Below are 18951 nucleotides of genomic sequence, written 5' to 3'. Positions count from 1 at the left end.
ACCCCTCCACCAGCTTCGCTGGTCCCCCTCCCCTTGCAGGGGAGGAATGAGAGGCTGGCACGCCTTCACAACTCTCGCGCATAAACAACATCGTCGAAGACGGTGTCGCCGACCCGGAACTGCCGGGTCCCGGCAAGCCTGAAGCCTTCCCGCTCGTAAAAGCCACGCGCGCGTTTGTTGATGCCGAGTACGCCCAGAAGCATACGACGGCGGCCCAAGGCACGTGCGTCATCGATCGCCATGGCCATCAGCCTGTGACCAAGACCGGTGCCGCTCGTCAGGGACAGGGTATAGATGCGGCGAAGCTCGATATCCCGCGCATCCGTCTCGACCGGCAGATCAGGGGATGTGAGCAGCGTATAGCCGACCGGCGCCGCGCCGTCGGGATGCTCCGCCAGGGTCGCCACGCAGGCCGGATCCGAAATCCAGGCGTCGAACTTGGCGGGCGAGCTGTTCAGGGTGCAATGACGCACCATGTCGGGGCCGGCGATGGTCCCGGCAAACGTCTCGAGAAAGGTGGCGGCCGCGACGAGCGACAGCGCGGGCGCATCGCCCGGCACGGCCCGTCGCAGCCGCCATTCCATCAGCCGACGATTTCTTCCGGCTTGAAGAAGTACGCGATCTCGATCTCGGCATTCTCGTCCGAGTCCGAACCGTGGACCGTGTTGGCTTCGATCGACTCGGCCAGTTCCTTGCGGATCGTGCCCGGCTCGGCGTTCGCCGGGTTGGTCGCGCCCATGATGTCGCGGTTGCGCTGCATCGCGTTCTCGCCCTCGAGCACCTGCACGACGACCGGACCCGAGATCATGAATTCGACCAGATCGTTGAAGAAGGGACGCTCCTTGTGGACCGCATAGAAGCCCTCGGCCTGCTCGCGGGTCATCTGGATGCGCTTCGAGGCGACGACGCGCAGGCCGGCTTCCTCCAGCATCTTGGTGACGGCGCCGGTCAGGTTGCGGCGGGTCGCGTCGGGCTTGATGATCGAAAAGGTACGGTTCGCGGCCATGATGGTCACGCAGCTCCTGAATAAATGAGTTGGCTGGAAGTGGCGCCGCCCTAGTCGGGGCGGAAGGCCAATGCAATGTCTTATGGTAAGCTGATCCTCCCCGGCACGGGGAGGTGGCAGACCGCAGGTCTGACGGAGGGGGGCTTCCGCATAGGACGCCCCTGCGGCTAACCCCCTCCACCAGCTTCGCTGGTCCCCTCCCCGTACCGGGGAGGATTGTCAGGCCGCCTGTTCCCAGCGGCCCTGGTCGTTCTGCTTCCAGTAACGCCGCTCGACGCCTTCCCGGTCGGCCAATGCCTTCCATGCGGTACGCGCCTCACCGATGCGGTCGCCGTCGAAGAAGTGGAACGCCCGGTCGAAGGCCAGCGCCTCGTCGCGCCACACGCCGTCGGCCAGCGCGACATGACGGGCGCCATTGGTCGGCTGAACCTCGCCCGCGATCAGCACCGGCTGGGCGGCATCGTCGCCCTCACCCGCCTGGGCATGGGGAAGGAAGCCTTCCGCCGGGATCATCCAGAGCTGCCGGTCGAGCGCGGCGCGCTGGTCCGCGTCGCCGCTGACGATCAGCAACCGGCCGCCGCCCGCCATCACCCGATCGGCGATGACGGGCAGCAGACGGTCGAGCGGCGCGATCGTCAGATGATAGAAATCGACCTGCATCGCGCCGCCCCTTACCCGAGTTACGCCTCGAACCGGTCGGCGACGAACTGGTCGAGCAGGCGAACGCCGTATCCGGTCGCGCCCTTGTCGTGATTGACGCCCGGCTTGTCCGACCAGACCATGCCCGCGATATCCAGATGCGCCCAGGCAACGCCTTCGTTGATGTAACGCTTCAGGAACTGGGCCGCAGTGATCGAACCGGCGCCGCGCGGACCGACATTCTTCATGTCCGCAATCTGGCTGTCGATCAGCTTGTCATAGGCATCGGCCAGCGGGAAGCGCCACAGCTTCTCGCCCGTCGCGGTGCCCGCCGCCAGCAGCGATTCGGCCAGCGTGTCGTCATTGGCGAACAAACCGCCATGCTCGCTGCCCAGGCTGATGATCATCGCGCCGGTCAGCGTGGCGAGATCGACGATGGTCGAGGGCGAATGCGTCTTCTGGACCCAGGTCAGCGCATCGCACAGGACCAGGCGGCCTTCGGCGTCGGTGTTGATGACCTCGATCGTCTGACCCGACATGGAGGTGACCACGTCACCGGGACGCTGCGCATTGCCGTCGGGCATGTTCTCGACCAGACCCATGACGCCGACGACATTGGCCTTGGCCTTGCGCGCGGCGATGGCCTTCATCGCCCCCGCGACCGCGCCAGCACCGCCCATGTCCCACTTCATGTCTTCCATGCCGGCGGCCGGCTTGATCGAGATGCCGCCGGTATCGAAGGTCACGCCCTTGCCGACCAGCGCCAGCGTTTCGGCATCGGCCGCGCCGCCATTCCACTTCAGGACGAGCAGGCGCCCTTCGCGTACCGAACCCTGGCTGACACCCAGCAGCGCCCCCATGCCCAGGTCGCGCATCTGCGCCTCGTCCAGTATGGTGACTTCCAGGCCCAGTCCTTCCACGTCGTTCAGGACGCGCTCGACGAAGGTTTCCGGATAGAGCTTGTTCGGCGGCTCGGAAACGAGCGTGCGGGTCAGCTCCAGCCCGCCATTGACCGCATGGATACGCGCATAGGCCGCCTCGGCGTCGTCACCCGCGCCGACTATGGCGATACGGGTTAAGGTCGGCTTCGACGTTTCGGGCAGCTTGGTGCGGTACACGTCATGCCGCCAGCCGCGCTGCACGGCGGCACCGGCAAAGCTCGCCACCGCATCGGCGGCAGGCTTGGTCGACAGGCCGCTGAGGTCGACCGACGCCGAGGAAGCGTTAGTCAGCAGCTTGGCGGTCACCGCCCCGCCCGCCTTGCGCCAATCGGCCTCCTTGCCTTCACCGACACCCAGTAGCAGGACGCGGCGCGGCGTGCCCCCGACTGCGGCGAACAGTTCGACGATCGAACCGGCCTCTCCCTTGAAGCGCGCGGCGTCGACCGCCGCCTTGGCGAGCGCGGCCGCACCCTCCCCTTCGATCCGGCCGGTATCGACCGCATCCTTCGGGAAGGGAAGGACGAGCACGTCACCGGCTTCGACGGTGGAGGTAAAGGCGATCTGCATGGAAACCCTCTGCTGAACTGGTAACAGTTGCTATCATCTAGGCTCTTGGACCGTCGTGGCAAGCGCGCGATTGCAGCAAGCCGTCGGTGATGCGATAGGCAGGCCTTTCAAGGCGTCGCCCTGCCGGGGGAGGCTTCATCATCGTGTCGGCAAGGACGGAACAGCTATCATCGTGCGCAGAATGACGCTTCTGACCGGCAGCGCCCTGCCCTTCGCCCTGTTCATGGCCATGCCTGCGGTCGCGCAGGACCTTCAGGATCGCCCCGTCTCGCCGCCGCCCAGCGAAGGCCCGGCTCCGGCCAATCCCGATCAGGTCCGCTTCAGCGCCGACCAGCTGGAATATGACATCAACGCCGATATCGTGACGGCGACCGGCGAAGTCCGGATGCTGCGCGAGGGCGAGCGGTTGCGCGCCGACAAGGTCACATGGAACCGCAAGACCGGAAAGGTGCTGGCGACCGGCAACATCGCCGTCACCAACCCACAGGGCGACATCGCCTATGGCGATCAGATCGAGCTGACCGATTCTCTGAAGGACGGCGTGGTCGATAATATGCTGGTCGTGCTGGAACAGGGTGGTCGCCTGGCCGCCGTTCGCGGCACCCGCCAGCAGGACGGTACGGTCAATCTGGAGCGCGCCGCCTATACCCCTTGCGCGGTCGAGACGTCGGAGGGCTGCCCCAAGGAGCCGTCCTGGAAAATCACGGCGGTCCGCGTCACCTATCGCCCCGATCGCGAGCGCGTCTATTTCAACGGCGCCAAGCTCAACCTGTTCGGCCTGCCGACCATTCCGCTGCCGCGCCTGTCCGCGCCCGTCGGCCCTGGCGGCGACAGCGGATTCCTGACGCCTGACATCCGGCTGGACCGGGTGAACGGGGTCGAGGTCGCGGTTCCTTATTACTGGCGTCTGGCCCCCAATAAGGGCCTGACCGTCACGCCGCACGTATTCACGGCGGTGCTGCCGATGCTGGAGGCGCAGTATGAAGCGCTGACCACCAAGGGCGCGTTCCGCATCACCGGCTATGGCACGGCCAGCCGTCGCAGCGACGACCTGAACACGCTGAATCCGACCGATACCAGCCAGGCCTTTCGCGGCTATCTGGATGCGGTCGGCCGCTATCAGTTCTCGCCGGAATGGAGCCTGTCGGGATCGATGCGGATCACCACCGACCGCACCTTCCTGCGTCGTTATGACATTTCACGCGACGACCGGCTGCGCACCACCGCCAGCCTGGAGCATATCGACGCCACCAGCTATTTCTCGCTGACCGGCTGGTATGTCGAAACACTGCGCGTCAACGATCCGCAGGGGCAGCAGCCGATCGCGCTGCCCGAACTCGACTATCGTCGCCGGTTCGACGACGGGCTGCTCGGCGGCAAGTTCGAGGTGCAGCTCAACACGCTGGCCATCAGCCGGACGGCGGGACAGGATACGCAGCGCGCCTTTGCCAGCATGCGTTGGGACCTGCGCCGCCTGACCAACTGGGGTCAGGAGGTGACCTTCACCGCCTATGGCCGGGCCGACGCCTATAATGCCAACAACATCGCCTCGACGCCGTTGGTCTATCAGGGGCTGGCCGGGTTCCAGGGGCGCGGCATCGGTGCGCTGGCGGTGGACGTCAAATGGCCGTTCGTCGGCGAACTCTGGGGCGGTAGCCAGCGCTTCACCCCGCGTGTGCAGATCGTCGCCAGCCCGAAGATCAAGAATATCGAAATTCCCAACGAGGACGCACGCTCGGTCGATCTGGAGGATTCCAACCTCTTCGCGCTGAACCGCTTCCCCGGTTACGATCGATTCGAGGATTCGACGCGCATCACCTATGGCGCGCAATGGGCACTGACCCTGCCGGGCTTCACCTTCGATACGATCGTCGGGCAGAGCTTCCGCCTGAACGACCGGCCGACCATTCTCTATCCGGGCACCGGCCTGTCGGATCGCTGGTCGGATATCGTCGGGCGGACGGAGATGCGGTTCCGCGATTTCGTCTCGCTGACCCATCGCTTCCGGCTCGACAAGGACAGCTTCGCGGTGCGCCGGAACGAGATCGACGCGACGGTCGGATCGCGCACCACCTATGGTCAGATCGGCTATCTCCGCCTGAAGCGGAACATCTTCACCTCGATCGAGGATCTGCAGGACCGCGAGGAAGTGCGCCTTGCCGGCCGGGTTCAGTTCGCCCGCTTCTGGTCGGCGTTCGGATCGACCGTCATCGACCTGACCGACCGGTCGGAAGATGCCTTGTCGCTGTCGAACGGCTTCGATCCGATTCGGCACCGGGTCGGCGTGCAATATGAGGATGACTGCCTGCGGCTCGGCTTCACTTGGCGGCGCGACTATGTGCAGACGGGCGACGCGCGGGCGGGCAACAGCTTTCTGTTGACTCTGGCCTTCACCAATCTCGGTCGCTAAGCCGGTATTCAGCATGGGCGAAGCATATCGCGACGGTTACGCGCCTTCGTCGGGCGCGATGGGGATCACAGACACGGTGAAGCACGACATTCGTACCAAGGGCCGCGGCATCCGCGCGGGCGCAACGCTGATGCTGGTCGCACTGGCGACCGGCGCGCTGGCGCAGACCGTTCCGGATCAGGCCGTACCGGACACCGGCGGGCTGAACATCCCCTCGAACATGCAGCTGTTCGGCAAGCTGGACCCCAATGTCCGCAAGCCGACCGCGATCGTCAACGACACGGTGCTGACCCAGACCGATATCGACCAGCGCATGGCGCTGGCCATGGCGCTGAACAATGTGAACAACCTGTCGGCCGAGGATCGCGACCGTCTACGCATGCAGATCCTGCGTCAGCTGATCGACGAGACGTTGCAGATCCAGGAGGCCAAGACCGCCGAGATCACCGTCACGCCGGACGAGATCAACCAGGCCTATGCCCGCTTCTCGCAGCAGTTCGGCAAGACGCCCGCTGCGATGAACACGTTCCTGCGTCAGGTCGGCTCGTCGGAAAAGTCGATGCGCCGCCAGATCGAGGGCGAGTTGGCCTGGAGCCGCTATCTGCGCAAGCGGGTCGAGCCGTTCGTCAATGTCGGCGACGAGGAAGTGACCGCGATCCGCAATCGCCTGGAAGCCGCCAAGGGCACCGAGGAATATAACCTCAAGGAGATCTTCCTCTCCGCCAACGAGGCGACCGGGCAGCAGGTTTTCAACAATGCCCGCCAGATCATCGGCGAAATCCAGAAGGGCCAGCAGCCCTTCGAATATTTCGCACGCAGCTTCTCCGAGGCCTCGACCCGCGCGGTGAACGGCGACTTGGGCTGGGTCCGCGCGGCGCAGCTGCCGCCTGAACTTCAGGCCGCCGTGGGCCAGATGCAGGTCGGCCAGGTCGCTGGCCCGATCCAGATTCCGGGCGGCTTCTCGATCCTGTATCTGACCGACAAGCGTCAGGTCCTGACCGCCGATCCCCGCGATTCGCGCCTGTCGCTCAAGCAGCTGACGGTCAAGTTCCCGGCGGGCACCACCCAGGCGCAGGCCAGCGCCCGCGCGGCCGAGTTCGCCAAGGCGACCCAGGCGATCCGCGGCTGCGGCGACGTACAGCGTGTCGCGACCGCGCTGAAGGCCGAGGTGGTCGACAATGATCAGGTGACGATCCGCCAGCTGCCCGCCCCACTTCAGGAGATCCTGCTGAAGCTGCAGGTCGGTGAAGCGACGCCGCCATTCGGCTCGCCGGAACAGGGCGTCCGCTCGCTGGTCCTGTGCGGCCGCGAGGAACCGCGGTCGGGCAACCTGCCGACCAACGACCAGATCCAGAACCAAGTCGAGCAGCAGCGGGTGAACCTGCGCGCGAACCAGAAGATGCGCGACCTTCGTCGCGACGCGGTGATCGAATATCGTTAAGATGATCCGGCCGCTCGCGATCTCGATGGGCGACCCGGCCGGGATCGGGCCGGAGATCATCGCCAAGGCTTGGGCCGCGCGCCGGGAGGCAGGGCTGCCGCCCTTCCTGGCGGTCGGCGACTCGCGCGCGATCGCGCGCGTCTGGAACGGCCCGACCGTCCGTGTCTCGGACATGGCGGCCGCGGTGGCCGCGTTCGACGAGGCACTGCCGATCCTGTCGGTCGACGATGCGGGCGAAATCCGCCCCGGCCAGCCCGATGTCGAGGGCGCACGGTGCGCGCTTCATGCGCTGGAGCTGGCGGTCGGGCTGGTGCGCTCGGACGCAGCCAGTGCGCTCGTGACCGGGCCGGTCAGCAAGTCGCAACTCTACGATATCGGCTTCACCCATCCCGGCCAGACCGAGTTCGTCGCCGAACGCTGCGGCGTGGCGGGCGAGAATGCGGTGATGATGCTGGCGGGCCCGTCCTTGCGGGTCGTGCCGATCACCACCCATGTCCCGCTGGCGGCGGTATCGAGCCTGTTGTCGGTCGAACTGATCGTCGCCAAGGGCCGGGCGACCGCGCGCGGGCTGTGCAAGAATTTCGGCATTCGCGAACCCCGGCTCGTCTTTGCCGGGCTGAACCCCCATGCGGGCGAGAGCGGCGCAATCGGGCGCGAGGAAATCGACTTCATCGAACCCGCCATCGTACAACTCCGTGCGGAGGGCATCGACGCGACCGGCCCGTTCGCGGCCGACACGCTGTTCCATCCGCGTGCCCGCGCCCGTTACGACGCCGCGCTCTGCTGCTATCACGACCAGGCGCTCGTGCCGATCAAGACGCTGCATTTCGACGAAGGCGTCAACATCACCCTGGGTCTGCCGATCGTGCGGACCTCGCCCGATCACGGCACGGCCTTTGGCTTGGCGGGGCAGGATGCCGCGCATCCCGGTGCGATGATCGCCGCCATCGCGATGGCCGGTGACGCCGCCCAGCGTCGAGCCGAAGCGGCCGCCTGACATGGATCCCATCACGTCGCTTCCTCCCTTGCGCGACGTCATCGCGCGCCACGGCCTGTCTGCCGCCAAGTCGCTGGGTCAGAATTTCCTGTTCGACGGCCAGTTGCTGGCCCGGATCGCCGCCATTCCTGGCGACCTGACCGACAAGCCGGTGCTGGAGATCGGCCCCGGCCCCGGCGGCCTGACCCGCGCGCTGTTGATGGCGGGGGCCAAGGTCACGGCGATCGAACGCGACCGTCGCTGCATCCCCGCGCTGGCCGAACTGGCCGAAGTCTTTCCCGATAGGCTCAAGGTGATCGAGGGCGATGCGCTGCGCATCAACGCGCCCGAGTTGTTCGAGAGCAAGCCGCATATCGTCTCCAACCTGCCCTATAATGTCGGGACGCCGCTGCTGGTCGGCTGGCTGTCGGGCGCATGGCTCCCCTGGTGGCAGTCCTGCACGCTGATGTTCCAGAAGGAAGTGGCAGAGCGGATCGTCGCGGCGCCCGACCAGTCTTCCTATGGCCGTCTGGCCGTGCTGACCCAATGGCGGAGCGAATCGCGGATCGCGATGCCGGTCCACCGTTCGGCCTTCACGCCACCGCCCAAGGTCATGTCGGCGGTCGTGCACATCACGCCCAAGCCTGCGCCCGAGGGGGTGAGCTTCCGCACGCTGGAACGCCTGACGGCGGCCGCCTTCGGCCAGCGCCGCAAGATGCTGCGCCAGAGTTTGAAGCCGGTTGCCGGGGCCGTGGAGGCGATGGAGTCCATCGGCCTCGACCCGGCCCGTCGGGCCGAAACGCTGTCGGTGGACGAGTTCGTCGCTCTCGCCCGCGCTTTGGGGTGAACTATCTTTCCGTTTCGGGGAAGTGGCAGACCGAAGGACTTACGGAGGGCGCTTGCCACCAAGGACGTGGGCGAGAGCAGGATGACGTCAGGTTGATCCACCCCTCCCCTTCAGGGGAGGGGCCGGGGGTGGGGCGCTTCCGCAAACGCCGTGCCTGTGGTGATGCCCCACCCGAACCCCTCCCCTGAAGGGGAGGGGCTCGACTTGGGTCAACCCTATGTCATCCCGATTAAGCCCCCCACTGGTGAGGGGTAACAGCCTTACGGTGTCGGTGGCGTCTTGCTGTCGACCTGCGCCGTCGTCACCGGCGCGGGTGGCCCCTTGGCGATTTGCGCGGAGAGCGCGGTCGCGTCGGCACAGTCGGTTTTGCAGAGCGTCTTTATCTTGGCGAGATTGTCCTTGGCGCGCGCCACCGCGCCGCGCTGGACCAACGCCTCGCCCTGCCCCCGCAGCGCCCGCGTGTCGTTGGGATCGAGCAGCAAGGCTTCCCGATACAGGCGGATCGCCTTACCCGGCAGGCCGCGCGCATCCGCGACTTCGGCGAGCAAGATGAACGCCGCCCGATTGCGCGGATCGACCGTCACGGCCGTCTCCAGCATGTCGGTCGCGCCGTCCAGATTGCCCGCCGCCTTCAGCCCGCGCGCCTGTTCGAGCAACTGCATCGAGCGAGCATCGATCTGGCTGTCCGGGCGCTGACCGCTGAGCGAAGTGGAAAGCGAAACCACCGCCAATGCGGCGGCAGCAGCCAGGGACGACAAACGCATGAGGAACTCCGGACGTGGCACTAAGCCGAATGCTAGCATGGCGCCCGGAGGCAGGCGACAAAAAAGCCGTCCGTGCCATGGGTGGCCGGATCGAGTCGCTGGCCCAGGCCATGCAGTGTCCCGATCCCCGGTTCGATCGGCGCGGTTGACCAGCCGGGATGGCGTGACAGGAAGGCCGCCACCTGCTCGCTCCCTTCTGCATCGAGCAGCGAACAGACGATATAGACCAGCCGTCCGCCCGGCTTGACCAGACCGGCACCGATGTCCAGCACCTGCGTCTGCATCGCGCCGAGCCGGGCCAGCCGCTCCGGGGTCAGACGCCAGCGCGCCTCGGGATTGCGCCGCCAGGTCGCGGTTCCGGAACAGGGGGCGTCGATTAGGACGCCATCCGCCTTGGCCGCCCAGTCCGAAAGCATCTCGGCTTCGCGACCGGGGTTGAGCAGGCGGCTCTCGATGATCGTCGCCCCGGCCCGCTCGGCTCTCGGCGCCAGTCTTTGCAGCCTTGCACGGTCGATATCGCAGGCGAGCAGCGCACCCTGATTGTTCATCGCCGCCGCCAGTTGAAGGGTCTTGCCCCCCGCCCCGGCGCAAAGATCGACCAGCCATTCACCCGGCTTCGCCGCCAGCGCTTCGCCGACCAGCTGGCTGCCTTCGTCCTGCACCTCGACCAGCCCGGCGCGGTACAGGTCGGACTGCTCGACCGGCGTTCCGTTGGGCAGGCGGATGCCCATCGGCGCATGCGGCGTCACAGTGGCGTCGGGCCATTGCTCCAAAACCGCGTCACGGGTCGTTGCCAGGCCGTTGACCCGCAGGTCGAGCGGGGCCCGATCGACCAGGGCGGCCTGCTGCGCGGCATCCAGCCCGGAGGCGGTCAGAGCCTCGACCAACCAGGCGGGAGCAACGCCGCCCTCGGCACGCGGTTCGTCAGGAGTGATCGGCGCAGGCCCATGCCCCGTCCCGTCGAACGTTGCGGCAATCGCCGGATCCTGATCCGCCACCGCCAGCACGGCCGCACGCCCGGACGGCGGCACCGGCCCGGCCTGCCTGATCGCGGCATAGACCAGCTCACGCACCGCACGCCGATCCTTCGATCCGGCATAGCGGCGCGTGGCAAAATAGCGCGCGATCAGCGTGTCGGCCGCCGCGCCGCCGCTGGCGGCCGCGGCGACGATCTCATCCAGCAAGTCGATCGCCGCCTGGGTGCGGGCGCCGGGGGTCATGCGAAGCGCTCCGTCAGCTTAGCGGGTCGGGTAATTGGGAGCTTCCCGCGTGATCGTCACGTCATGGACGTGGCTTTCCTTCAGACCCGCACCGGTGATCTGGACGAACTGCGCCCGCTCGCGCAGATCTTTCAGCGTCGCCGAACCGGTATAGCCCATCGCCGCCTTGATGCCGCCCACCAGCTGATGGATGACGTCGCGCGCCGGGCCCTTGTAAGCGACCTGACCCTCGATGCCTTCGGGCACCAGCTTCATCTGGTCCTTGATGTCGCCCTGGAAATAGCGATCCGCCGAACCCCGCCCCATCGCCCCGACCGAGCCCATGCCGCGATAGGACTTATAGGCGCGGCCCTGATACAGGAAGGTTTCGCCCGGTGCCTCTTCGGTGCCAGCCAGCAGCGAGCCGACCATGCAGGCGCCAGCACCCGCTGCCAGCGCCTTGGCGAGATCGCCCGAGGTGCGCAGACCGCCATCGGCGATCACCGGCACACCGGCCTTCCAGCCTTCCTCCGCACAATCCATGACGGCGGTCAGCTGCGGCACGCCGACACCGGCGACGACGCGGGTCGTGCAGATCGAACCCGGCCCGATACCGACCTTGACCGCGTCGGCCCCCGCATCGATCAGCGCGCGGGTGGCAGCGGCGGTCGCAACGTTACCGGCGATCACCTGCACCGTGTCGGACAGCTTCTTGGCGGCCTCGACCGCACGCGCAACGTCACGGTTATGGCCATGTGCGGTGTCGATGATGACACAGTCGACCTCGGCCTCGATCAGCGCGCGGGTGCGCTCGAAACCCTTCTCGCCGACCGTCGAGGCGGCCGCGACACGTAGGCGGCCCGAGCCATCCTTGGTGGCCGACGGATAGGTGACGGCCTTTTCGATGTCCTTGACCGTGATCAGGCCAACGCAGCGATAGCTCTCGTCTACGACCAACAGCTTCTCGATCCGACGGGCATGGAGCAGGCGGCGCGCCTCGTCCTGGCCGACGCCGACCTTGACGGTCGCCAGATCCTCATGGGTCATCAGCTCGGAGACGGGCTGCTGCGGGTTCTCGGCGAAGCGCACGTCGCGGTTGGTCAGGATGCCGACCAGGCGACCGTCGAACTCGACGACGGGAATGCCGCTGATCCGGTGCCGCGCCATCAGCGCCTGCGCCTCGGCCAGCGTCGCGGTCGGTGAGATGGTGATCGGGTTGACGACCATGCCGCTCTCGAACCGCTTGACCTGACGGACGGCGGCGACCTGCTGCTCGACGGTCAGGTTGCGGTGGAGAACACCCATGCCGCCCAGCTGCGCCATGACGATCGCCATGTCGGCCTCTGTCACGGTGTCCATCGCCGCCGACAGGACGGGGATGTTGAGCGCGATCGAGCGGGTCAGTTGCGTCCGCGTGTCTGCGGTGCTCGGCAAAACGTCGGACTCCTGGGGTATGAGGAGCACGTCGTCGAAGGTGAGGCCGAGGCGGATATCCATGGGGCTGCCAAATCCTGCGGAGGGAACAAGTGGCGGGCCATGTAACCAAAGCAAGCCGTTCCCGCTAGGCCCTTGGTGCATCGCCATGCTAGAACACCGGCGGACCGATTATGGGGGAAGCCGTCCATGGGCCTGATTATCGCCGCGCTCGCCGTCCTGCTGGTGCTGATGTATCTGATGATGTCGATCAAGATCGTCCGCCAGGGCTATCAATACACGATCGAGCATTTCGGCCGCTACACGGGCACGGCGATCCCCGGCTTCAACTTCTACCCCGCCTTTTTCTATCGTGTCGGCCGCAAGGTGAACATGATGGAGCAGGTGATCGACATTCCGGGGCAGGAGATCATCACGAAAGACAATGCGATGATCTCGACCGACGGAGTCGTCTTCTTTCAGGTGCTGGACGCGCCCAAGGCGGCCTATGAGGTGTCGGACCTCTATGTCGCGCTGCTGAACCTGGTCACGACCAATTTACGCACCGTCATGGGTTCGATGGATCTGGACGAGACGCTGTCGAAGCGTGACGAGATCAACGCCCGTCTGCTCAACGTCGTCGATCACGCGACGACGCCTTGGGGGGTGAAGATCACCCGCGTGGAGATCAAGGACATCCGCCCACCGGTCGACATCGTCAACGCCATGGCGCGCCAGATGAAGGCAGAGCGCGAGAAGCGCGCCAATATTCTGGAGGCGGAAGGCTCGCGCGCCTCGGAGATCCTTCGCGCTGAGGGCCAGAAGCAGGCGCGTATCCTGGAAGCCGAAGGACGTCGCGAGTCGGCGTACCGCGACTCCGAAGCCCGCGAGCGTGCCGCCGAGGCGGAGGCCAAGGCGACGCGCGTCGTGTCCGAGGCGATCGAGTCGGGCGGCACCCAAGCCATCAACTATTTCATCGCGCAAAAATATGTTGAAGCGGTCGGCAAGTTCGCGACCAGCCCCAATGCCAAGACGATCCTGTTCCCCGTCGAGGCGACCCAGCTGATCGGGACGCTGGGCGGCATCGGCGAGCTAGCCAAAGAAGCGCTGGGCAGCGGCAAGTCCGACGCCGCTACCCCACGCGTCACCACCAAGCCGGGGCCGTTCGACCAGTCACCGTCATGACGATCGGAGACCTCGACCCCGCCGCACTCTGGCTGGCGGGGGCCTTGGCGCTCGGGATCGCCGAATTGCTGGTGCCGGGTGTATTCCTGGTCTTTCTTGCCGTGGCCGCGGGCGTAACCGCGCTGACGACCTGGGCGCTGCCGGACTTACCGGTCGGTCTGCAACTGGCCGATTTTGCGGTCTGGAGCGTGGTGTGCGTTGTCATCGGGCGGCGCTGGTATCGCGACTTTCCGGTGGAAAGCGATGCCCCCGTCCTCAACGAACCCGCCCGGCGGCTGCGCGGGCAGATCGTCACCGTCACCACCCCGATTATTGGTGGCGAGGGCCGCGCCCGGCTGGGTGACGGCGAATGGCCGGTGCGCGGGCCCGATACGGTCAGCGGGACGCGTTTAAGGATCGCCCATGTCGATGGCGGCACGCTGCTGGTCGAGCCGATCGAGCCGGAGGCCTGAACCGGCCGATCAGCCGCGCTGTTGGGCCAGCACCTCATAGGCCATGACTGCCGTCGCCACGGCCGCGTTCAGGCTGTCGGCCTTGCCCAGCATCGGAATCTTGACCAGCGTGTCACAGGCCTTGGCATATTCGGGCGGCATTCCCTGCGCCTCGTTGCCGGTCAGCAGGAAGGTCGGCGCGGCATAGCGTGCGGCGCGATAATCCGAGTCGGTATCGAGGCTGAGCCCGACTAGCTGACCCGGCCCCTGCCGTAGCCAGTCGAGGAAAGGCTGCCACTCGGTTCGCACGATCGGCACGGTGAACAGCGCGCCCATGCTGGCCCGCACTGCCTCGACGGAAAAGGGATCGACGCATTCGCCGATCAGGATCAGCCCCCCTGCCCCCACCGCATCGCCGGTGCGCAGGATGGTCCCCAGATTGCCCGGATCGCGCAGACGCTCGGCGACCAGCCAGATACCGGATGCATTGCGGTCCAACTCGTCGAGCGTGACGCCCAACTCCTCGAACACGCCGACGACCGCCTGCGGATTGTCCTTGCCCGACAGCTTCGACAGGATGTCCGGCGTCGTCTCGATCGCCTCGCCCTCCGACGCCTCGACCGCCTCGATCAGGTCACGGACCAGCGGATGGCCCGCCGACGGCCGAGCATAGAATAACAGGGTCGGCAGCCGCCCCGTCTCGCGCGCCTCGGTCAGGATGCGCAGGCCTTCCGCCAGGAACTGGCGGGATTGCTTGCGATGACGCTTGTCGCGCAGATCGCGGGCCCACTTGATCAGCGGGTTGGAGTAAGCAGTAATTTCCCGGGGCATCAGTCTTCGCCGAACTTCGCTTCCACCAGCGCGGCCAGCGCTTCCACCGTCTCGCCCGCGCCGTCACCCGCCGCGCTGATCGTGATGGTGTCGCCCATCGCGGCACCCAGCATCATCAGGCCCATGATCGACGTGCCCGTCACCGTGCTACCGTCCTTGGCCACCCGCACTTCGCAGGGCTGGGTCGAGGCGAGCGTCACGAACTTGGCGCTGGCACGCGCATGAAGGCCCCGGCGGTTGGTGATCAGGACGGATCGCGTCTGCTCCGTCATGCGGCGGCCTCGCCCAGCACTTCGGACGCGACCGAGATATATTTGCGCCCCGCCTCGCGCGCGGCGGCGACGGCATCGACGACCTGCATCGACTTGCGCGCCGAGCCCAGCCGGATCAGCATGGGCAGGTTCATTCCCGCAATCACTTCGACCCGGCCCCGCTCCATCAACGAGATGGCGAGGTTGGACGGCGTTCCCCCGAACAGGTCGGTCAGGACGATCACGCCGCGCCCGGCATCGACGGTGGCGATGGCGGCGGCGATGTCGGCACGCCGCTCCTCCATGTCATCCTCCGGCCCGATCGCGATGGTGGCGATCCGCTCCTGCGGGCCGACCACATGTATCATCGCGGTCACGAACTCATCGGCGAGCCGCCCGTGCGTCACCAGAACCAGACCGATCATGTCAGACACGCATATCCATCATTGTTTGGCCGGCCTGGCTTCCAAAGAGTCTTTCGGCACGGCACCCAAATCACGATGCACCACCGTGGGGGAAAAACCGCTCTGGCGCAACCGTCCCGCGATGCGTTCGGCGACATGGACCGATCGGTGTCTCCCGCCGGTACAGCCTATCGCGATGGTGATGTAGGATTTCCCGCTCGCGATATAACGCGGCACCAGCGTTTCGAGCAGCGTCTCGATCTGCCCCACGGCCGTCTCATAGGCCGGATCATGCCGGATATAGTCGATGACCCCCTTGTCCAACCCGGTGCCGGGACGCAGCTCAGCCGACCAGTGCGGGTTGCGCAGGAAACGCATGTCGAAGACCAGGTCGGCGTTGCGAGGCAGCCCCTTGGAAAAGCCGAAGGACATGACCGTCAGCACCGGCTCGCTCAGGCCGTCGACTGCGTAATTGGCGCGCAGCCAGTTGCCGAGGTCATTGCTGGTCATGTTGGTTGTGTCGAGCAGACGGTCCGCCATGTCGCGGACCGGGGCCAACAGGGCGCGCTCATGCGCGATGCCGTCATCGGCGGCCCGATCCATCGCCAGCGGATGGCGGTGCCGCGTCTCGGCATAGCGGCGCTTCAACTCTGCGCCGCCGCAATTCAGGAACAGCGTCTCGATGGCCAGATTGGGGCGCTCGTTCAGACGCCGTATGCTCTGGGTGATCTGGTCGGGCGCGAAGTCGCGGGTCCGCACGCCGATGCTGATCGCCAGCGGCCGGTTCTTGCCCTCCATGCCCTGGGGCGGCGCGGCCTCCAGCAGACCGTTCAGCAGGAAGAGCGGCAGATTGTCGACCACCTCCCAGCCCAAATCTTCTAGCGTCTTGAGCGTGGTTGAGGTCCCGGCCCCGGACATGCCGGTCACCAGCAAGATACGTTTTCGGTCCATTACGGGCATTCCTTGAGGCGAGACGCCAGCAACTCGACCTTGATCGGGGCCGAAGCGGGACGCGGATTAAGCCTGTATATAGGGAGTGAGACGCCCGCGATCACGGTCTGTCGTGCCTCGGGCAGACGTTCTTCGGCATCCGAGTCGACATGCAGTTCGACGACGAGGCCGATGGTCGCGCTGGCCCGGTACGGAAAAGGCAGGATGCCGACGCCCCGAACCTCGATCAGTCCGGCGATCCGCTCCGGCACGGTGACATGCAAAGTGCCGTCCCTGGCCGCCGCCTCGACATAATCGTCCCCGATCAGCACCGCTCCCCGGTCGATCAAGCGCAGCGCCAGATCGGATTTTCCGGTCCCCGACGGACCGCGCAGCATCACGCCAGTTCCGCCGATCGTCACGCAGGTGGCATGAATGAGCTCACACATCAGACGATCGCAGCCAGCGGCAGGCGCACCACGAAGCGCGCTCCGCTCATCCGGTCCTCGCGCGACTCGACATGGATGCGCCCCTGATGCGCCTCGACGATGGTCCGGGCGATGGCGAGGCCCAGCCCGGAATGGCGTCCGAAATTCTCCGAGCTCGGACGGATCGAGTGGAAGCGACGGAAGATCGCTTCGCGCGCCTCCTCCGGCACGCCCGGCCCCTCGTCCTCGACCCGCACGACCCAATCATCCGGCTCACCCGCAAGGCTGATCGCGACCACCGCCTCGTCGGGGGAAAAGGATAGGGCATTGTCGATGAGGTTCTCAAACACCCGCTCCAACCGTGCACCCTCGCCGGACACCATGGCCGGGCCCGGCTCTGTCGAATCAAAACGAAGGCGGATGCCCCGTTCGACCCCGCGTGCCTCGCGCTGCGCGATCAGCCCGGCGAGAAGCGCATTCAGATCCACGGGATCGAACTTGGCCCGGCTCAGCTGGGCATCGAGCCGCGAGGCATCAGAAATGTCGGTGATCAGCCGATCGAGGCGCCGCACATCGTCGCGAACGATCGCCAGCAACTGCGCCTGGAGATCCGGGTTGTGGACCGTCTCCAGCGTGTCAACGGCGGAGCGGAGCGAAGCGAGCGGGTTCTTCAACTCGTGCGTCACGTCCGCCGCAAAGGCCTCGGTCGCGTCGATCCGGGCACGCAGCGCCAGGCTCATGTCGGACAGCGCGCGGGCCAGCATCCCCAGTTCGTCGCGACGATCGGGCAGACGCGGCACCACGACTTCCCGCGCCCGGCCCAGCCGAACCCGCACCGCCGCGCGCGCCAGCCGCCGCAACGGGCGGACGATGGTCCGCGCCAGGAACAGCGACAACAGCACCGAAATCAGCGCCACCAGCGCCAGCAACACGCTCAAACGGAACCGTTCGATCCGAACCGTCTCGGTGATGAAGCGCGCATTCTCGGTCGCCATGAGCGCCCCACCGCTCGGCAGCGGCGCGGCGGCGGTGATGACCGGCGTGCGATCGGGCGCACGCCAGACCGAGGCGGAGACACGTCCGTCCCGCGCCGCACGGACGTCCGGCCATTCGGCACCGCCGCGACGCTCGCGATAGAGCGGCGGCCGGGCCGCGCCGACCACGGTGTCGATCCCGGCGTCCAGGAAGCGGGCGATCGCCTGCCCCCAATCCTGCTTGTCCGGATCGCGGAGCACGACGTTGCGAACACCCAGCGCCCGGCTGTCCGCGACCAGTCGCCCGGCGGCATCGAACAGCCGGATGCGCCCGCCCGTATCGCGCGCCAGCCGGACGACAAGCAGGTCGCGCTCCTCGCTGCGTACCGAACTCAGCGCCTCGCCCATCAGCCGCACTTCGCGCAGCGACTGGGCCTCCCGGTTGTCGAGCAGCCGGGCGCGATAGGAATCCAGATAGAAAAACCCGCCCGCCAGCAGCAGCAGCGCAAAGATGTTGAGCGCCAGAATCCGCTGGGTCAGCGAAATCTGACCCGACCAGCGCAACGCCAGGTCGGGGGCTTCACTCCTCGGAGAATCGGTAACCGGCGCCATAGAGCGTCTCGATGGCGTCGAATTCAGGGTCTACCTGACGGAATTTGCGGCGCAGGCGCTTGATATGGCTGTCGATCGTGCGATCGTCGACATAGATGTCGTCCTGATAGGCCGCATCCATCAGCTGGTTGCGGGTGCGCACGATGCCGGGTCGCTGCGCCAGCGTCTCGAGGATCAGGAACTCGGTGACGGTCAGCGTGACCGGCTCGCCCTTCCATGTCACACGATGCCGCGCCGGGTCCATGGCAAGCTGCCCACGGGTCAGCGGGCCCTGCACATCGGCGGCGGGCGTGCCCTGCGGGGCACCGACATATTCCGACCGGCGCAGGATCGCCCGGATGCGTGCGATCAGCAGCCGCTGCGAAAAGGGCTTGGCGATGTAATCGTCCGCGCCCATCGCCAGACCCAGCGCCTCATCCAGCTCGTCGTCCTTGCTGGTCAGGAAGATGACGGGAATCTGGCTCTTTTCACGCAGGCGACGGAGCAGCTCCAGCCCATCCATGCGCGGCATCTTGATGTCGAAGATCGCCAGGTCCGGCGGGTTGTCGATCAACGCCTTCAGCGCCGCCTCGCCGTCCGCATAGACGCGCGTGACGAAACCCTCCGCCTGAAGCGCGATCGATACCGATGTCAGGATGTTCCGGTCGTCGTCGACCAGCGCAATAGTGGCCGTCATGCGACCGCCCCCGGACCCGTGTCATG

The 18951-nt window shown here is 66.5% G+C and carries 20 protein-coding genes; 6 read left to right on the top strand and 14 right to left on the bottom strand.

The window, feature by feature from the left end; genetic code table 11:
• Positions 1-65: 65 nt before the first annotated feature.
• The 4 genes from GGQ89_RS04105 to GGQ89_RS04090 all read right to left on the bottom strand — a co-directional run bounded on the left by GGQ89_RS04105 (position 66) and on the right by GGQ89_RS04090 (position 3153).
• Positions 66-584 (bottom strand): GNAT family N-acetyltransferase, encoded by a 519-nt coding sequence (locus GGQ89_RS04105; protein WP_184104311.1) that lies wholly within the window; start codon positions 582-584, stop codon positions 66-68.
• Positions 584-1006, bottom strand: coding sequence for a nucleoside-diphosphate kinase (ndk, locus tag GGQ89_RS04100; protein WP_007403624.1), 423 nt, complete (start codon positions 1004-1006; stop codon positions 584-586). The genes GGQ89_RS04105 and ndk overlap by 1 nt, the downstream gene beginning before the upstream one ends.
• Positions 1007-1225: 219 nt before the next feature.
• The gene (locus tag GGQ89_RS04095; RefSeq protein WP_184104309.1) at positions 1226-1666 is read right to left on the bottom strand and encodes a DNA polymerase III subunit chi; all 441 of its coding nucleotides are present in this window, start codon (positions 1664-1666) and stop codon (positions 1226-1228) included.
• A gap of 20 nt (positions 1667-1686) precedes the next feature.
• Entirely contained in the window at positions 1687-3153 is a 1467-nt protein-coding gene (locus GGQ89_RS04090) for a leucyl aminopeptidase (protein ID WP_184104307.1), read from the bottom strand.
• A gap of 181 nt (positions 3154-3334) precedes the next feature.
• On the opposite strand from GGQ89_RS04090, the gene GGQ89_RS04085 reads away from it, so the two are divergent.
• Genes GGQ89_RS04085 through rsmA form a run of 4 tightly spaced genes read left to right on the top strand, consistent with a single transcriptional unit; the run spans position 3335 to position 8827 of the window.
• Positions 3335-5563: an LPS-assembly protein LptD gene (locus GGQ89_RS04085; RefSeq protein WP_184104305.1), complete on the top strand. Its 2229-nt coding sequence runs from the start codon at positions 3335-3337 to the stop codon at positions 5561-5563.
• Positions 5564-5576: 13 nt separating this feature from the next.
• Complete coding sequence (locus GGQ89_RS04080) at positions 5577-7004, top strand: peptidylprolyl isomerase (RefSeq protein WP_172839666.1); 1428 nt, start codon at positions 5577-5579, stop codon at positions 7002-7004.
• Position 7005: 1 nt separating this feature from the next.
• The gene (gene pdxA / locus GGQ89_RS04075) at positions 7006-8001 is read left to right on the top strand and encodes a 4-hydroxythreonine-4-phosphate dehydrogenase PdxA (RefSeq protein ID WP_184104303.1); all 996 of its coding nucleotides are present in this window, start codon (positions 7006-7008) and stop codon (positions 7999-8001) included.
• Between the two features lies 1 nt (position 8002).
• Positions 8003-8827 (top strand): 16S rRNA (adenine(1518)-N(6)/adenine(1519)-N(6))-dimethyltransferase RsmA, encoded by an 825-nt coding sequence (rsmA, locus tag GGQ89_RS04070; RefSeq protein WP_184104301.1) that lies wholly within the window; start codon positions 8003-8005, stop codon positions 8825-8827.
• A 260-nt stretch (positions 8828-9087) separates the two neighbouring features.
• Here rsmA and GGQ89_RS04065 read toward each other — a convergent pair whose 3' ends face one another.
• From GGQ89_RS04065 to guaB, 3 genes are read right to left on the bottom strand one after another with little or no spacing between them, the layout of a single operon-like run.
• The gene (locus tag GGQ89_RS04065) at positions 9088-9591 is read right to left on the bottom strand and encodes a tetratricopeptide repeat protein (RefSeq protein ID WP_156361155.1); all 504 of its coding nucleotides are present in this window, start codon (positions 9589-9591) and stop codon (positions 9088-9090) included.
• A 32-nt stretch (positions 9592-9623) separates the two neighbouring features.
• On the bottom strand, positions 9624-10811 hold the full coding sequence (locus tag GGQ89_RS04060) for an RsmB/NOP family class I SAM-dependent RNA methyltransferase (protein ID WP_184104299.1): 1188 nt from the start codon (positions 10809-10811) through the stop codon (positions 9624-9626).
• A gap of 18 nt (positions 10812-10829) precedes the next feature.
• Positions 10830-12287, bottom strand: coding sequence for an IMP dehydrogenase (guaB, locus tag GGQ89_RS04055; protein WP_184104297.1), 1458 nt, complete (start codon positions 12285-12287; stop codon positions 10830-10832).
• 126 nt (positions 12288-12413) lie between these two features.
• On the opposite strand from guaB, the gene GGQ89_RS04050 reads away from it, so the two are divergent.
• Positions 12414-13388 (top strand): SPFH domain-containing protein, encoded by a 975-nt coding sequence (locus GGQ89_RS04050; protein WP_076716393.1) that lies wholly within the window; start codon positions 12414-12416, stop codon positions 13386-13388.
• On the top strand, positions 13385-13840 hold the full coding sequence (locus GGQ89_RS04045; RefSeq protein ID WP_184104295.1) for an NfeD family protein: 456 nt from the start codon (positions 13385-13387) through the stop codon (positions 13838-13840). Before GGQ89_RS04050 ends, GGQ89_RS04045 begins: the two co-directional genes overlap by 4 nt.
• Before the next feature lie 9 nt (positions 13841-13849).
• Here the strand turns inward: GGQ89_RS04045 and GGQ89_RS04040 are convergent, their stop codons facing one another.
• Genes GGQ89_RS04040 through GGQ89_RS04010 form a run of 7 tightly spaced genes read right to left on the bottom strand, consistent with a single transcriptional unit; the run spans position 13850 to position 18925 of the window.
• Positions 13850-14650 (bottom strand): TrmH family RNA methyltransferase, encoded by an 801-nt coding sequence (locus GGQ89_RS04040; protein ID WP_184104293.1) that lies wholly within the window; start codon positions 14648-14650, stop codon positions 13850-13852.
• Positions 14650-14922 carry an HPr family phosphocarrier protein gene (locus tag GGQ89_RS04035; protein WP_056434862.1) on the bottom strand — a complete coding sequence of 91 codons (273 nt, stop codon included), beginning with the start codon at positions 14920-14922 and terminating at the stop codon, positions 14650-14652. Before GGQ89_RS04035 ends, GGQ89_RS04040 begins: the two co-directional genes overlap by 1 nt.
• Positions 14919-15326 (bottom strand): PTS sugar transporter subunit IIA, encoded by a 408-nt coding sequence (locus tag GGQ89_RS04030; RefSeq protein ID WP_042482384.1) that lies wholly within the window; start codon positions 15324-15326, stop codon positions 14919-14921. The genes GGQ89_RS04035 and GGQ89_RS04030 overlap by 4 nt, the downstream gene beginning before the upstream one ends.
• Positions 15327-15344: 18 nt before the next feature.
• Complete coding sequence (gene rapZ / locus GGQ89_RS04025) at positions 15345-16256, bottom strand: RNase adapter RapZ (RefSeq protein ID WP_184104291.1); 912 nt, start codon at positions 16254-16256, stop codon at positions 15345-15347.
• Complete coding sequence (locus tag GGQ89_RS04020) at positions 16256-16684, bottom strand: HPr kinase/phosphorylase (RefSeq protein ID WP_184104289.1); 429 nt, start codon at positions 16682-16684, stop codon at positions 16256-16258. Before GGQ89_RS04020 ends, rapZ begins: the two co-directional genes overlap by 1 nt.
• Entirely contained in the window at positions 16684-18249 is a 1566-nt protein-coding gene (locus tag GGQ89_RS04015; protein ID WP_184104287.1) for a sensor histidine kinase, read from the bottom strand. The genes GGQ89_RS04020 and GGQ89_RS04015 overlap by 1 nt, the downstream gene beginning before the upstream one ends.
• Positions 18218-18925 (bottom strand): response regulator transcription factor, encoded by a 708-nt coding sequence (locus GGQ89_RS04010; RefSeq protein ID WP_184104285.1) that lies wholly within the window; start codon positions 18923-18925, stop codon positions 18218-18220. Before GGQ89_RS04010 ends, GGQ89_RS04015 begins: the two co-directional genes overlap by 32 nt.
• Between the last annotated feature and the right edge of the window lie 26 nt (positions 18926-18951).

The organism is Sphingomonas yabuuchiae, assembly GCF_014199595.1.
GTDB classification, from domain to species: Bacteria; Pseudomonadota; Alphaproteobacteria; order Sphingomonadales; family Sphingomonadaceae; genus Sphingomonas; species Sphingomonas yabuuchiae.
The sequence above is the reverse complement of the archived record's forward strand: the minus strand, read 5'-3'. Positions and strand labels throughout refer to the sequence as shown.

Bases quoted from the DNA above. Each gene is read 5' to 3' on its own strand.
- GGQ89_RS04030 (WP_042482384.1), bottom strand. From the start codon at position 15,326: ATGATCGGTCTGGTTCTGGTGACGCACGGGCGGCTCGCCGATGAGTTC.
- rapZ (WP_184104291.1), bottom strand. From the start codon at position 16,256: ATGGACCGAAAACGTATCTTGCTGGTGACCGGCATGTCCGGGGCCGGG.
- GGQ89_RS04080 (WP_172839666.1), top strand. From the start codon at position 5,577: ATGGGCGAAGCATATCGCGACGGTTACGCGCCTTCGTCGGGCGCGATG.
- GGQ89_RS04095 (WP_184104309.1), bottom strand. From the start codon at position 1,666: ATGCAGGTCGATTTCTATCATCTGACGATCGCGCCGCTCGACCGTCTG.
- pdxA (WP_184104303.1), top strand. From the start codon at position 7,006: ATGATCCGGCCGCTCGCGATCTCGATGGGCGACCCGGCCGGGATCGGG.
- GGQ89_RS04090 (WP_184104307.1), bottom strand. From the start codon at position 3,153: ATGCAGATCGCCTTTACCTCCACCGTCGAAGCCGGTGACGTGCTCGTC.
- GGQ89_RS04040 (WP_184104293.1), bottom strand. From the start codon at position 14,650: ATGCCCCGGGAAATTACTGCTTACTCCAACCCGCTGATCAAGTGGGCC.
- ndk (WP_007403624.1), bottom strand. From the start codon at position 1,006: ATGGCCGCGAACCGTACCTTTTCGATCATCAAGCCCGACGCGACCCGC.
- GGQ89_RS04045 (WP_184104295.1), top strand. From the start codon at position 13,385: ATGACGATCGGAGACCTCGACCCCGCCGCACTCTGGCTGGCGGGGGCC.
- GGQ89_RS04105 (WP_184104311.1), bottom strand. From the start codon at position 584: ATGGAATGGCGGCTGCGACGGGCCGTGCCGGGCGATGCGCCCGCGCTG.
- GGQ89_RS04060 (WP_184104299.1), bottom strand. From the start codon at position 10,811: ATGACCCCCGGCGCCCGCACCCAGGCGGCGATCGACTTGCTGGATGAG.
- GGQ89_RS04010 (WP_184104285.1), bottom strand. From the start codon at position 18,925: ATGACGGCCACTATTGCGCTGGTCGACGACGACCGGAACATCCTGACA.
- GGQ89_RS04065 (WP_156361155.1), bottom strand. From the start codon at position 9,591: ATGCGTTTGTCGTCCCTGGCTGCTGCCGCCGCATTGGCGGTGGTTTCG.
- GGQ89_RS04085 (WP_184104305.1), top strand. From the start codon at position 3,335: ATGACGCTTCTGACCGGCAGCGCCCTGCCCTTCGCCCTGTTCATGGCC.
- GGQ89_RS04050 (WP_076716393.1), top strand. From the start codon at position 12,414: ATGGGCCTGATTATCGCCGCGCTCGCCGTCCTGCTGGTGCTGATGTAT.
- GGQ89_RS04020 (WP_184104289.1), bottom strand. From the start codon at position 16,684: ATGTGTGAGCTCATTCATGCCACCTGCGTGACGATCGGCGGAACTGGC.
- GGQ89_RS04015 (WP_184104287.1), bottom strand. From the start codon at position 18,249: ATGGCGCCGGTTACCGATTCTCCGAGGAGTGAAGCCCCCGACCTGGCG.
- GGQ89_RS04035 (WP_056434862.1), bottom strand. From the start codon at position 14,922: ATGACGGAGCAGACGCGATCCGTCCTGATCACCAACCGCCGGGGCCTT.
- guaB (WP_184104297.1), bottom strand. From the start codon at position 12,287: ATGGATATCCGCCTCGGCCTCACCTTCGACGACGTGCTCCTCATACCC.
- rsmA (WP_184104301.1), top strand. From the start codon at position 8,003: ATGGATCCCATCACGTCGCTTCCTCCCTTGCGCGACGTCATCGCGCGC.